A 13,127-nucleotide genomic window follows, 5' to 3' on the forward strand; every position below is an offset into this window, starting at 1 on the left:
CTCAATGGCTTTATCTTGAAAAAACTGACTGAATAAATATAGAGGTCTTGAAACAAATCCTAGTCCATTGATTAAAATAGACTTAACTACTGTACCTGCTGAGATTTTTTCTCTAACATCTATTCCTAATTTATTATTAATTATTTTGACTATTCCTATTTCATCAATTAAACCAGCTACTATCCCTAAATGGTCTAAATTTTTAACTTGTATTTCTTCTAAATAAGACATTTTTCGCTCTTTTTTTACAGAGGAAACAACTTAAACAATTATCCCACTTTTTTGTCTTCAAGAGCTTAAGCAATTATACTTAATTATTAACCCCAGGCTTGTAGTATTTAATGCTACTTTTTGAAGTGCGGAATCTGGGTTTTAAAATATCATCTAAAGATAAGGCTAACTCACGATAACCTCCTGCAACTAAGTTGATACTGGTAACAGATTTCACTAAAGCAATAAACACCAATAACATTGACCCCACAATCACTTTATCTTCTGCCGTAAGATAATTCATTTTTGGCAGTTCTTGTCGTAGAATAAACTGATAAGTAATTAAACTCACCATCGTCGCAGTAGCTAGGGTAATTTGTGGAATAATTTGTGTAGGTTCTAACCAAAAAACTAAGTCTGACATAAACACAATTAAAGCCACAGGAAATAGCACCCGCCAAGCATAAAAACTGGAGTGTCTTTTGACTTTTATTTCATAGTCAAATCTGGCATAATCTTGTTGTTCTGGTTGTAAATAATGGGCATGACTATGGCTACTAAGTCCGATAATAGACCAGTTAACTAAAGAAATTTCAGAACTAATTCCATTGAGTTCTTCTGCTTCGACAAAATGAATTTCTTCAGGTGAATAACTAAAAGAAATTAGTTCAATCTTAATAGTTTGTTCGTCAAAGGGAAACCTCCTTAAGTCAAGGCTTGTTGCTAATTTACCATAATATCGTTGTCGATAGGTAACAATTCCCTGAGAATTGATATGAACAATTTCATCTAACTCTTTATCTAAATTGCGTTGATTAATAATATGAAGATTAGGTTGCCAAACTTCTTCTAGTTTGCGCTGATAAGGAGAAAGATTAGTATTAGATAAAGCCGAATCGAAACGGCTATCATACCACTGTAAACCTAGATAAAAATCAATGTAAACCGTTTGCTCGACTTCATTAATTTTGGCTAAATCTAAGGTATAAATTCCGACTAATATTTGTGTGATTTCTGGATCATCATTGGGTCTGGGAATAGCCTGATCGTGAGGGATAAACCAATGCTTTTTCTTATCCTGGGTAACAGCCATTTGTATTCTTGCAGAGAAGCGAATTGTCATGAATTCTTAACATTGAAGCTGATTCAGTATTCACACCAAACACTGACTAAATCTTACTTCTAATTAATATGATAAGGGTTAAATTTAATCGAAGCTAAAAATTTTATATTTAATTTTTAAGCAAAAATTCCTGGTTATCTAAAATAGTTGGGTCCAACTAAGTGCCAAACATCCCATTTAGGGAATAGCTTGGGGAAAATTTTGATAAAATGGGAATATTATTTTCTCTCTAACCCTAAATTTATGCCTAGAACTCAACGTAATGATAATTTTATCGATAAAAGCTTTACTGTAATGGCAGATATCCTCCTCAAAATTTTGCCAGCCAACAAAAAAGCCAAAGAAGCTTTTGTCTACTATCGAGATGGTATGTCAGCCCAGGCAGACGGGGAATATGCTGAAGCTTTAGATAACTATTATGAGGCACTGAAGTTAGAAGAGGATGGCAACGATCGCAGTTACATCCTTTACAATATCGGCATTATCCACGCCAGTAATGGGGAACACGAAAAAGCCCTCAACTATTATCAAGAAGCGGTTGAGTTAAACCCACAAATGCCCTCAGCTTTAAATAATATTGCTGTTATCTACCATTATCAAGGGGAAAAAGCTAAGTCTGAAGGTGACACAAACGAAGCGGAAGCTTTGTTTGATAAGGCAGCAGAATATTGGAAACAGGCCATCCGTATTGCCCCAAATAACTACATTGAAGCCCAAAATTGGCTTAAAATTACAGGACGCTCAGAAATGGATGTCTTTTTCTAAAGCAAACTACAGGAAACTTTATCTATGTTAGACAAAGAACAAGTCCAAAGGATCGCCCATTTAGCTCGTTTGGATATTACCTCCGCAGAAGAAGAACAATTTTCCGGTCAACTGAGCAGCATCTTAGACTATTTCGAGCAGTTGAGCGAGTTAGATACAGAGAATGTTCCTCCCACTACCCGTGCCATTGAATTAAGTAATATCACTCGTCAGGATAAATCAGAGGTTTATGGCGACTGCGCTGCTTTGTTAGAAGAGGCCCCAAACCCAGAGGGAGAATTTTTTAGGGTTCCTCAAATTCTTAACACCGACGAAGAATAATATAGACCCCGTAATTAATTACGGGGTCTGATTGGCATACTTTTATGTTATAATAATAATTGACTTGGACCTACGCAATTACAACGCCCAAACCTTGTCAGGACCGGAAGGTAGCAGCAATACGGGATGCTTGTGATAGGCGTGGACTCCGAGTCTTTTTATTTGATAAAAATTTTTATAGAATTCTACTGGCATATTAAGAAAGATTTGTCAAGTAAGCCAAGCAATTACCCATGAGGAAATAGACAACTAGCATGGCAGCAGCAGCTAGGGCGACTAAAATGCCTGCTAACATTAGGGAAAACTCTTGATGATTAACGGCCTCCTGCATCAAATGCAGTGACCAAGCAACTAGGGCGACGTCGAGTATTAAAATAGGTGCTAACATATTTTAAAAAATGTTAAGTTTCTTTTCTATTTTAATACACATTTTTGAGGTGACAATCAAAAATCCTGAAAAATCAAGGTTTTCTAAAGATGTATTCAGGGCTACTGCGCACGGGGATTTTGCGATCGCCGAGATAATTTTTGAGGTCAGCAATAGTTAATTGCCCATAATGTAGCAAAGAAGCTAATAAAGCTGCTTCTGCTTTCCCTTCTGTCAATGCTTCGTAGATATGCTGACAGTTTCCTGCACCTCCGGAGGCAATAACGGGAATTTCTACCTGTTCAGCGATAGTACGGGTTAACTCTAAATCATAACCAGCTTGGGTTCCATCTGCGTCCATACTGGTGAGCAATAGTTCACCAGCACCCCTTTTTTCCATTTCTAAAGCCCATTGCACCGCATCCAGGCCAGTATTTTCTCGTCCCCCTCTGACATAAACATCCCATCCAGGGTTACTGAGATCATGGCGTTGTTTGGCATCAATAGCCACCACAATACACTGTTTACCAAAGCGATCGCTAGCTCGACTAATAAAGTTAGGATCTTTAACAGCAGATGAGTTAACACTCACTTTATCTGCACCGGCTCTTAACAAAAGTTTAATCTGTTCCAAGGTTGAGATGCCTCCCCCAACTGTCAAGGGAATAAATACCACTTCTGCGGTACGATAAACCACATCAATGATGGTATCTCGTTGTTCGTGGGTGGCGGTGATATCGAGAAATACTAATTCATCTGCCCCCGCATCATTGTACACCTTAGCTAGTTCTACGGGGTCCCCTGCATCTTGCAGATCCACAAAATTAATTCCTTTAACCACACGGCCTGCATTAACATCTAAACAGGGTAAAATTCTTTTGGCTAACATTGATTAGGTTTTTCGGTTAGTTATTGATTATTTTTATCTTGACATAATTTAGCTGCACCCCTGGTTAAATTTCCATTGATTTTAAGCTTAATGGGTCAAGAATGGGGCTTTTTTCTATGTTTTGTTTTTTGGGAGAAAATGATGAAGATTTTTGAGTCTTTAAAAGAAACGGAAGCTTTACGGGTGAGTGATGGTCAGAAAATTCCTTTTCTAACCAACTCTCCATCACCCTCTCGCTTATTAGTCTTACTTTGGTCACAATTAGGGGATTTTGATAGCCTAGAATATGCTTGGTGGTTGAACAAAAAATCCGCAGAAATTATCGCTAATAATATCACAGTCAGAGCTATTGGTATTGGCGATCGCAACTCAGGTTTAAAGTTTTGTCAATATACAGATTTTCCTCAAGAAAACTTATTCATTGATCCTGATGCGAGTATTCATAAAAAACTAGGTTTATATGAAGGGTTAACCTGGAAAATTCCAGCCCTTAATCAGAGTCAAAATGCTTGGGTTAATTTAATGTTAATGTGTGCTGGAATTGGTAGCAAAGGAACTTTAAAAGAAGTTTTGAGGGGATATACTGGGGATAAAAAAGCCCCTCAATTAATTGGAGAGAAAGAAATTGTTGAGACAAATATTTTACCTCCCTTAAAAGGTTCATTTTTTAACTTAGCAGGAGGCGAAACATTTCAGCGACCTTTTGAGTTAGCAACTTTAAGATTAAGGAATATGACAGAAGTATTGAATAATTGGAAAACTTATGTTCCCGATGCTGCTTATTTAACCCAAAGAGGAGCAACATTTTTATTTGATGAAAATGGAGAGTTATTATATGAACATCGAGATCAAGGAATTCTTGGTTTTGCCGAAAATATGAGTAATCCTTTGTCTTTTTTATCCTTTGATTCCTAATCTATAAAAATCGTAGGATGGGCAAAAAGGTACTTGCTTTAACTAATGGTAATCTATAAAAAATTGCCCACCTTTTTAACTAATTTTCAAACATTGTTGTCATCAAAACTATTTGATAAAGCTAAAATATTTAGGTGGGCAAAATATATAATTTTCGCAAATATTGATAACTTAAATAACTTTGTCCACCCTACAAATATGGAAAAATGTTATAATCATTTATTATTGAACTATCAGTTTTAACTAATGGTAATCTAGAAAAGTTTTCCCACCTTCTTAATCCAATTTAAACATTATTATCATCAACACTCTTTCATGACTATAAAAACCGTAGGGTGGGCAAAATAGGTACTTGTTTTAACTAATGGTAATCTATAAAAAATTGCCCACCTTCTTAACCCATTTTCAAACATTGTTGTCATCAAAACTATTTGATAAAGCTAAAATATTTAGGTGGGCAAAATATATAATTTTCGCAAATATTGATAACCTAAATAACTTTGCCCACCCTACAAATATGGAAAAATGTTATAGTCATTTATTATTGAATTATCAGTTTTAACTAATGGTAATCTAGAAAAGTTTTACCACCTTCTTAACCCAGTTTCAAACATTATTATTATCAACACTCTTTCATGACTATAAAAACCGTAGGGTGGGCAAAATAGGTACTTGTTTTAACTAATGGTAATCTATAAAAAATTGCCCACCTTCTTAACCCATTTTCAAACATTGTTGTTATCAAAAATATTTGATAAAGCTAAAATATTTAGGTGAGCAAAATATATAATTTTCGCAAATATTGATAACCTAAATAACTTTACCCACCCTACAAATATGGAAAAATGTTATAATCATTTATTATTGAATTATCAGTATTATAAATTATAAATTCTAAAAATGTTTTGTATTAATCCTAATTGTTCTCATCCCAAAAATTCAGATAAGCATTTATTTTGTATTACTTGTGGTTCGGAATTATTATTAAATGGAAGATATCGGGTTATTCGTTTATTGAGTGATAAAGGAGGGTTTGCTGTAACTTATGAGGTGACTCATAATGATGTTCATAAGGTCCTTAAAGTTTTAAACAATGATCATCCTGATGCTGTAAGATTGTTTGAACAAGAAGCTAATATTCTCCCTCAATTAAATCATCCTGGTATTCCCAAAGGTGAAGGAGAATTTATTTATTTTCCTAGAGATAGTCAGACCCCTATTCATTGTTTTGTGATGGAAAAAATAGAAGGTATGGACTTAGAAGAATATCAAAGAAATCGTCAATTTCGTCCCATTGATGAAAAGTTAGCTTTGGAGTGGTTAAAACAATTAGTAGAAATTTTAGATGTTGTCCATAGCAACAACCTTTTTCATCTAGATATTAAACCATCTAATATTATTTTTCAACCCAATGGACAGTTATCTTTAATTGATTTTGGTGTAGTACGTCAGGTGACAGCAACTATCATGTCAAATAATAAAAATACAGGAATTTATACCCCTGGATATGCACCACCGGAACAAGAAAAAGGTTTTGCTGTACCTCAATCTGATTTTTATGCTTTGGGGCGTACTTTTGTCTATTTATTGACAGGAAAAGAACCTACTGATGCTGATATATATGATCCTCATAATGATGAATTAAACTGGCGTAAGTTTGCAGGAGATATTAGTGAAGAGTTGGCTGATTTTTTGGATATTTTAATGGCAAGAAAAGCAACTCAACGTCCTGCTAATACTCAAGTAATTTTACAAACATTATCACCTTATCTGGGTGAGAAAATCCTCATTGTTTGTCAGACTGGTATAGATAAGTATCATTATAAAAGTATCAGTGAAGCGATTAAAAATGCAAAACCTGGAACAAAGATTATGGTACGTCCAGGAACTTATAAAGAAGGTTTAGTTATCAATAAGGAAGTAGAGATTATTGGGGATGGTTTAAGGGAAAATATTATTATTGAAAGTACAGAATCTGATTGTATTTTAATGGAAACGGATAAAGCTTTAGTTAAAGGATTAACTTTACGAGGGAAAGCAGGAACTAATAATAATAAATATTCTACTGTAGATATTCCTCAAGGTAAATTAATTTTAGATGATTGTGATATTACTTCTGATTCTTTATCTTGTATTGCAATTCATGGTGTAGCAGCTAATCCTACTATTCGTAACTGTCAGATTCATGATGGTAAAGAAAGTGGAGTATATGTTTATAATAAAGGTCAAGGAACTGTCGAAAACTGTGAGATTTTTGCTAATACTTACTCACAGATAGATATTAAAAAATACTGCAAAATTCAAGTAATACAATCTAAAGTAAATGGAAAAATAGTTAATAAGTCCAGTTCTAGAAAAAATATTATCTTTGTGGGAATCATAAGTATTATCTTGATCTTAATTTTACTTACTTTATTGTAAGTAATTTTTATCGATAAATCTATGTATAAAAAAACTTAACCTTTTGAATATGTTATAATATTAGCTAAATCTATTAGATAGTAAGGTGGGCAAGTTAGATACTTATCTGACTTCCTTAATAATTTATAAAACTTTGTCCACCCTACAAAAATTATAAAACTAATTATGAGATTCCTTGATTTTTTCCTGAATAATTTTTCCAACCTCCTCAAAAGATTGATTAGCAGGATATTTTTTACGATTAGGATTTCTACGTAATAATTCTCCTAAAGCTTCACTAAATTTTTGGTCATCATTTCTATTTTCAGCCATAAATTCTTTTAATTCAGTAACAGTCATTTCTTTCAAATTATACATTAGACAAACTCCCATTCTCCATCAGCATTAATGATAACAGCGATACTTTCAGATGCCCCAGCTTGAATGTAAATTGTTTTGTATTTATTATCATAACGAAATACATAAATAGGCTGAAAACTATTAGAAAGTAATTGACATAAAATTACCGCTTTTAACGATTGTATTTGTGTTGGCAACCCTCACTCCCTATTAAATTGATTGTACTTGCTATTAATTTTAACATAACTATCTTACTTGTTATAGTTTAGAAAGCTGTGTTACTGTTTATACATTAAACATAAATTATCAACCTAAAATTAATCCTATGTCTCAACGTCCTATCTATTTAGACTGTCATGCCACAACCCCAATGGATAAAAGGGTATTAGAAGCAATGTTACCCTATTTTACTGAACATTTTGGCAACCCTTCCAGTATTAATCATCTCTATGGTTGGGAAGCAGAAGCAGCAGTTAAAAAAGCTAGAGAAACTATCGCTAATGCTATTAATTGTAGTCCCGAAGAAATAATTTTTACCAGTGGTGCAACGGAAGCAAATAACTTAGCGATCAAAGGTGTTGCTGAAGCTTATTTTAGTCAAGGACAACACATAATTACTGTTGAAAGCGAACATAGAGCAGTATTAGATCCCTGTAAATATTTAGAAATATTAGGCTTTGAAATAACCTATTTGCCTGTACAAAAAGATGGATTAATTGATTTAGAGTTATTAGAAAAAAGTATTCGTAATGAAACCATTTTAGTGTCAGTAATGACAGCAAATAATGAAATAGGTGTATTACAACCATTACAAGCAATAGGAGAAATTTGTCAAAAAAAAGATGTTTTATTTCATAGCGATGCTGCACAAGCTATTGGAAAAATACCTTTAGATGTCAAAGAAATGAACATCAATTTACTATCATTAACTGCTCATAAAGTATATGGTCCAAAAGGTATTGGTGCTTTATATATTCGTCGTCGTGATCCTAGAGTTAATATTGCCCCACAATTACACGGTGGAGGACAGGAAAAAGAGATAAGATCAGGAACATTATATACACCTCAAATAGTCGGATTTGGCAAAGCTATTGAGTTATCATTAGAGGAACTAGAAACAGAAAATAAACGTCAAACCGAACTAAGAGATAGATTGCAAAAACAACTTCTAAGCTTAGAAGGAGTGCATCTTAATGGACATCCTACACAACGACTAGCAGGAAATATTAATGTTAGTATAGAAGGGGTAGATGGAGCAGCCTTATTATTAGCTTTACAAGGGAATGTTGCTCTTTCTTCCGGTTCAGCTTGTACCTCAACCACAACAAAACCCTCCCATGTTCTCAAAGCATTAGGTCATTCTGATAAACTAGCTTATAGTTCCCTAAGATTTGGTTTAGGCAGATTCACAACTTGCCAAGAAATTGATATTATAAGTAAACTAATTATTGATACAGTCAAATCTTTACGTCAGACAATTATTAACCATTAATTATTAATTTTTGGAACTTATTATTAACTCATCATGAACTCTATATCGTTAAAGAAATCTTCAGAGATAGCCTCTGGTTCAAAACAGTTGTATAATTTAGTTAGTGTGCTATAGGTAACTGCTCACCGCAACAAAAAAGTCTTATTGAAAAGCACTACAAACAACATCAGTTGAGTCAACAAAAATATAAGCCCTGTGATTTAGCGTAAAATTTAAGCTAATTTATTACGGCTATTTTAATGACTAACATTCCCAGAATCAAGTCTTTTAAAAACCTCAAATAAAAACAACAATATGAGAAAAAAAAAGAATAGTAAGATAGTTTTTTGTTAGCGGAGATTATCAGCTAACCTTTTGTATTTTTGTGCAGAGAGATAGGGCGATCAAGAAAAATCTATCCCCCATCGGCTCCGGAGCCTTTTACATCTCTAATCCTGGGGGACTCCGACCAGCTAATGAAAATAATTCGCATAATTGGACAATGGCATTTTGCCCCTGTAATCTCATGGTCTCTAAAAAACTGAACATTTGGGTGACTAACTCTGCACCCCAGTCGCTTCTTGCTCCCCCACTTACTTTGCGGTGAATGACAATGGGACGTAAAGCTCTCTCAGCATCATTATTATCTGGTTTGACTTCAGGATAAGTTAGAAAGGTGAACCACTCTTCCCAATGACGTTTGAGACGGTTAATCAATCTTTGTGCATCATAAGGCCATCCTTTTTTGGGAGTTGCTTTAAAAATCTTTTGCAGTGAGTTCTCGACTTCTGTTCTTTTGGAGCCTAAGTCTTCAAGGGTTAAATTTCGAGCATGATAATGACGATAATGGATACGGGCGGTTGCTAAAACTTGCTGTACATCGGCAGCAAATTCTCGATTCGCTTGAAAACGACTGGTTTTAAGGGACTCTAACTCTCGTTCTAAATGTGCCAGACATTTCTGTTTGGCCATCGCACTTTGTCTAAAGTAGGCACTATAGCAGTCACTGGTGAGGATGCCCTTAAAATCTGCTCCTAACAATTTCTCGACTTCTGCGGAGCTTCTAGTGGGAGCCAACATCAACACACAGACCTCATTTGATGTGGCTACCCAAACCCAATACTTGATGCCATCGATGCAATAACTGGTTTCGTCAACACATCGGATTCCTGGCTGCTGGATGTACTTTAACCACTGTTGGGTCAAGGGTTCTAAACTTTCTTGAAACCATTTGTGCATTTTGGCAAGGCTCCCTTGAGAAATGGGAATGCCAAAGACATACTCTATAAAATATTCCTGTTTACGCCATGTAAGATTACCCCCATAGCCAAGCCAGCCCACGATGCTACTTAATCGCGCCCCATAACTGAATCCTTCTTTAACTCCCAATGGAACAGGACTGTAATCTGACTATCCACAACTAGGACATTTATAGAATCCGCGACGATATTCCCTGATTTCTATGGGTTGGTCTACTACTTCAGCCACTTGCTGGACTTTTTCGGGAACTACTTCATCTCGTTCCACTGAACCCCCACAAACAGGACAGTTTTCTAGTTCTAAAGGGACTATCTTATCGGGCTGACCAAAACCATTACGGGTCTTCCCTGGGTGGTCATATTTTGGTCCGCGTTTAAATCCTTTTTTGCGTTTCTTTTTGTCAGAAGGCTTTTTTAGTTGGTCTGATGATGGGGGGACTGAACTGTTTTTTGAGTTACGGTTTTTTAGCTTATCTCTCTCTTCTTTCAATTTTTCAATTTCTTGCTGTTGTGTAGAGATTTGTTGTTGTTGCTGGTCAATCAGTCTTTGTTGAAGAGATAACTGTTGTTGTGCCTTGACTAGCCACTCAATCATGAAGACATTGTTCGCCAACTGTTCATCGGCGATAGCTCTAACTAGCTTTGAATCAATGGTAGCATTTGTGGTCATAACCCCCACTATACATAAAAATCCCCGATTTTACCTTTATGTTGTCAAGACAGATTCTTTATTGCGGTGAGCAATTACAAATCCCCTCCTTTCCTTTTCTCCCCAAATCAATAGTAATTCCACAGCTTTCTGCTACTAATTTGACTAAGCTTTCCGATTTATGAGTGTTGAGTTTATCTACAATAAAAATCCATTCTGCTTTTTCATCAATCTTAATCGTTCTCTGGATATGTTCAGAAAAATCTTGTTCTGTTCTTGTCGGTCCAATAGAGGGACTAACAACTTTTCCTCTTGCCACATCCCAGTTCGCAATCAAGCTTAAATTTCCGTGTCTTTCATATTCAAATTCGATTTTTTCTACTTGTTTAGGCTTGATTCTTTTGTTCGGAAATAATCTCTCAAGAGCTTGAATCCCTGTCATTTCATCTGTACTAATTAAATGAATTCCTTGTTCTAACAAAGTTTTAGCTTCTTGATGAAGTTCACAGATATATTTGACTTGCTTTTTAAATTTTAAGGGATCATCAACTTTGGCATTTAACCAGTAACGAACGAGATGTGGTTGTAATGTCGCTTCTTTTTAAAAAACGCCCCACACTACGGGGGGCAATCTTTTCGACAATTCCTCTTTTTATGGCTTCATCCGCCAACTCTGAAGGTGTCCAATGGCTCACTGGTCTGTCTGATTTTTCACATTCTTCACAAGCGATCGCTACAATCTGGACTACTTGTTCGACCGTAAAGGATTTTGTTGTTCCAGGTCTTGGGCGATCGCTTAAAATTCCTTTGATCAAGACCATTAATGCTTTCTCCGTTACCTGTTGTTCTTCGGCGGCACTCAGTTTTTCTCTCTCCTCAAACCATCGCGATCGCCACTGACGCACTTGTACTCGGTCTAATTCTAATCTTCGACTAATCGAACTATTGCTCTCTCCTGATGCTGCGGCTAAGATTAGCTTGGCTCGTCTAACAAGGCGATAGGGGTTTGTTGTCCCTCTCACTATTTGTTGGAGTACTGTTTTCTGTAGGTTGGAGAGGTTAATTGGCAATGCTTTTATCATGGACATCAACTTCGAGATTCTTCCGTTAGTTTCATTGAAACACATTGTCGTGGCTAGTCACGAAACTTTCTGTAAAAATCTGGTGGATTACTTTCGCCAAGCTGCACTAGTTACCTTTTCTTCTTCCCCGTGCATCCAAGTTACCCTCAGTGGTGGCAACTTGGATGCACGGGAAACGATGGTTTCATAGTCAGGATCAATGAATAAAAAGAAAACAGCCTACGACTTGCCCTGAGACTGTTGCAGAAGCCACTGACTTAAGCTAGGGGCTAAGCTATAGAGACTTGTGGCGATCGCCCCAGTCCCTACCACTACTTCCCTTTGGGGATGCTCAATTATCTGAAAAATCGCTTTAGCTACATCTTGCGGTTGACTGGCAAGAGGGCTGTTGAGTATGTCTTTCATCGAAGCTCGCATTTGTTCGGAGTAGGTTTCTTGTGGCCCTCGAAAAACAGCCCTTTCGAGGAAATCACTGTTAGTCACACTTGGATGTACCCCACAGACATGAATTCCCTTTGGTTCCAATTCCAGGCGCAAGGTTTCTGTTAAGCCAGTTACGGCATACTTACTGGTACAGTATGCGGTCATATTCGGTAGAGGCATCTTTCCCCCAAAGGAACCAACATTGACGATAGTTCCCTGCTGACGTGAGAGGAAGTGAGGTAGCAGAGCATGGATAGGATAAATATAGCCCCACAAGTTAACATTGAGAATTTTTTGCCAATCTTCAAGACTTGTTTGGCTCATTGGTGCTGTCATACAGATACCTGCATTATTGATCAAGATATCAACTTGAGTGTAGGTATCGAGGGCCTTTTCGACTAGGTTGTTGACCTGTTTTACGTCGGTGACATCAGTGGGAATTGCCAGAACTTGACTCCCAAGTTCTATAGCTTGCTGTGCTACAGCCTCTAGACGGTCATTTGTGCGAGCAGCAAGGACGAGATTATAGCCCTTTTGTGCCAACAAAATAGCTGTGGCTTGACCAATTCCTGCTGAGGCACCAGTAATTACTGCGGTGGGAGTCATTTTTTATTCTCAAAAAATCAACAATCTTTTTCTGTCAATCCTATCTTAACAAATATTTACATTCTCTAGAAATTTTAGCTGGTAATGGGGATGCACTATAAGCGCGATAGCTCACGGGGTGACAAGTAGGTTGAAAAGTAAGTCCAGAGCGGTTTTTCTCTGTTACCCGACCCTAAACAATTGTCGGCAACCAGAGAGCTTATTGAGAATGAACGATAATGATAATCATTTGCAAATGGGGGGCAAGACGTGCCAAATGGTACCGAGCTCGATTCTATCTCCTCCAA

The 13,127-nt window shown here is 36.3% G+C and carries 14 protein-coding genes, 1 other RNA gene and 2 pseudogenes; 7 read left to right on the forward strand and 10 right to left on the reverse strand.

The annotated features are described in order from the left end of the window. Both CWATDRAFT_RS24160 and CWATDRAFT_RS24165 read right to left on the reverse strand, forming a co-directional pair. Positions 1 to 231: DUF4277 domain-containing protein (locus CWATDRAFT_RS24160; protein WP_007307479.1), on the reverse strand; the 231-nt coding region annotated here is incomplete at its 3' end. Between the two features lie 79 nt (positions 232 to 310). Continuing rightward, positions 311 to 1,333, reverse strand: coding sequence for a ligand-gated ion channel (locus CWATDRAFT_RS24165; RefSeq protein ID WP_007307478.1), 1,023 nt, complete (start codon positions 1,331 to 1,333; stop codon positions 311 to 313). Positions 1,334 to 1,576: 243 nt separating this feature from the next. Between CWATDRAFT_RS24165 and CWATDRAFT_RS24170 the strand changes: the two genes are divergently transcribed. The 3 genes from CWATDRAFT_RS24170 (at position 1,577) to ffs (ending at position 2,577) form a co-directional block, all read left to right on the forward strand. Next, complete coding sequence (locus CWATDRAFT_RS24170) at positions 1,577 to 2,098, forward strand: photosystem I assembly protein Ycf3 (protein WP_007307466.1); 522 nt, start codon at positions 1,577 to 1,579, stop codon at positions 2,096 to 2,098. Positions 2,099 to 2,122: 24 nt separating this feature from the next. Continuing rightward, positions 2,123 to 2,419, forward strand: coding sequence for an Asp-tRNA(Asn)/Glu-tRNA(Gln) amidotransferase subunit GatC (gatC, locus tag CWATDRAFT_RS24175; protein ID WP_007307467.1), 297 nt, complete (start codon positions 2,123 to 2,125; stop codon positions 2,417 to 2,419). A 61-nt stretch (positions 2,420 to 2,480) separates the two neighbouring features. Next, an RNA gene (gene ffs, locus CWATDRAFT_RS32430) (signal recognition particle sRNA small type) lies at positions 2,481 to 2,577 on the forward strand. 38 nt (positions 2,578 to 2,615) lie between these two features. On the opposite strand, the gene CWATDRAFT_RS24180 is transcribed toward ffs, so the two are convergent. Together CWATDRAFT_RS24180 and hisF are read right to left on the reverse strand one after the other, a co-directional pair. Further along, on the reverse strand, positions 2,616 to 2,807 hold the full coding sequence (locus tag CWATDRAFT_RS24180) for a hypothetical protein (RefSeq protein ID WP_007307477.1): 192 nt from the start codon (positions 2,805 to 2,807) through the stop codon (positions 2,616 to 2,618). A gap of 73 nt (positions 2,808 to 2,880) precedes the next feature. After that, complete coding sequence (hisF, locus tag CWATDRAFT_RS24185; protein WP_007307476.1) at positions 2,881 to 3,675, reverse strand: imidazole glycerol phosphate synthase subunit HisF; 795 nt, start codon at positions 3,673 to 3,675, stop codon at positions 2,881 to 2,883. A gap of 138 nt (positions 3,676 to 3,813) precedes the next feature. Between hisF and CWATDRAFT_RS24190 the strand changes: the two genes are divergently transcribed. Both CWATDRAFT_RS24190 and CWATDRAFT_RS37650 read left to right on the forward strand, forming a co-directional pair. After that, positions 3,814 to 4,590, forward strand: a complete 777-nt coding sequence (locus CWATDRAFT_RS24190) for a peroxiredoxin-like family protein (RefSeq protein ID WP_412093255.1) — start codon at positions 3,814 to 3,816, stop codon at positions 4,588 to 4,590. A 900-nt stretch (positions 4,591 to 5,490) separates the two neighbouring features. Continuing rightward, a complete protein-coding gene (locus CWATDRAFT_RS37650) occupies positions 5,491 to 7,011 on the forward strand; it encodes a protein kinase domain-containing protein (protein ID WP_007307469.1) in 1,521 nt (506 codons plus the stop codon). Between the two features lie 159 nt (positions 7,012 to 7,170). Here CWATDRAFT_RS37650 and CWATDRAFT_RS24200 read toward each other — a convergent pair whose 3' ends face one another. Both CWATDRAFT_RS24200 and CWATDRAFT_RS24205 read right to left on the reverse strand, forming a co-directional pair. Beyond that, positions 7,171 to 7,368: a DUF6887 family protein gene (locus CWATDRAFT_RS24200; protein WP_007309521.1), complete on the reverse strand. Its 198-nt coding sequence runs from the start codon at positions 7,366 to 7,368 to the stop codon at positions 7,171 to 7,173. Then, positions 7,368 to 7,547 carry a DUF6888 family protein gene (locus CWATDRAFT_RS24205; RefSeq protein ID WP_007309522.1) on the reverse strand — a complete coding sequence of 60 codons (180 nt, stop codon included), beginning with the start codon at positions 7,545 to 7,547 and terminating at the stop codon, positions 7,368 to 7,370. Before CWATDRAFT_RS24205 ends, CWATDRAFT_RS24200 begins: the two co-directional genes overlap by 1 nt. Before the next feature lie 128 nt (positions 7,548 to 7,675). Here CWATDRAFT_RS24205 and CWATDRAFT_RS24210 point away from each other — a divergent pair, with 128 nt between their 5' ends. Continuing rightward, entirely contained in the window at positions 7,676 to 8,842 is a 1,167-nt protein-coding gene (locus CWATDRAFT_RS24210) for a cysteine desulfurase family protein (RefSeq protein WP_007307470.1), read from the forward strand. A gap of 420 nt (positions 8,843 to 9,262) precedes the next feature. Here the strand turns inward: CWATDRAFT_RS24210 and CWATDRAFT_RS24215 are convergent. The 3 genes and pseudogenes from CWATDRAFT_RS24215 to CWATDRAFT_RS24225 all read right to left on the reverse strand — a co-directional run bounded on the left by CWATDRAFT_RS24215 (position 9,263) and on the right by CWATDRAFT_RS24225 (position 11,856). Next, positions 9,263 to 10,759, reverse strand: a pseudogene (locus CWATDRAFT_RS24215) (IS66-like element ISCwa4 family transposase). 70 nt (positions 10,760 to 10,829) lie between these two features. Then, positions 10,830 to 11,210: pseudogene (locus tag CWATDRAFT_RS24220) on the reverse strand (transposase); the annotation flags it as partial. Between the two features lie 64 nt (positions 11,211 to 11,274). Beyond that, the gene (locus tag CWATDRAFT_RS24225) at positions 11,275 to 11,856 is read right to left on the reverse strand and encodes a helix-turn-helix domain-containing protein (RefSeq protein ID WP_007307472.1); all 582 of its coding nucleotides are present in this window, start codon (positions 11,854 to 11,856) and stop codon (positions 11,275 to 11,277) included. Between the two features lie 4 nt (positions 11,857 to 11,860). On the opposite strand from CWATDRAFT_RS24225, the gene CWATDRAFT_RS40435 reads away from it, so the two are divergent. Further along, positions 11,861 to 12,001, forward strand: coding sequence for a hypothetical protein (locus CWATDRAFT_RS40435; protein ID WP_232287191.1), 141 nt, complete (start codon positions 11,861 to 11,863; stop codon positions 11,999 to 12,001). A gap of 29 nt (positions 12,002 to 12,030) precedes the next feature. On the opposite strand, the gene CWATDRAFT_RS24230 is transcribed toward CWATDRAFT_RS40435, so the two are convergent. Beyond that, entirely contained in the window at positions 12,031 to 12,840 is an 810-nt protein-coding gene (locus CWATDRAFT_RS24230) for an SDR family NAD(P)-dependent oxidoreductase (RefSeq protein ID WP_007307471.1), read from the reverse strand. Positions 12,841 to 13,127: the final 287 nt, after the last annotated feature.

Origin of the sequence: Crocosphaera watsonii WH 8501 (genome assembly GCF_000167195.1) — a bacterium.
GTDB lineage: Bacteria > Cyanobacteriota > Cyanobacteriia > Cyanobacteriales > Microcystaceae > Crocosphaera > Crocosphaera watsonii.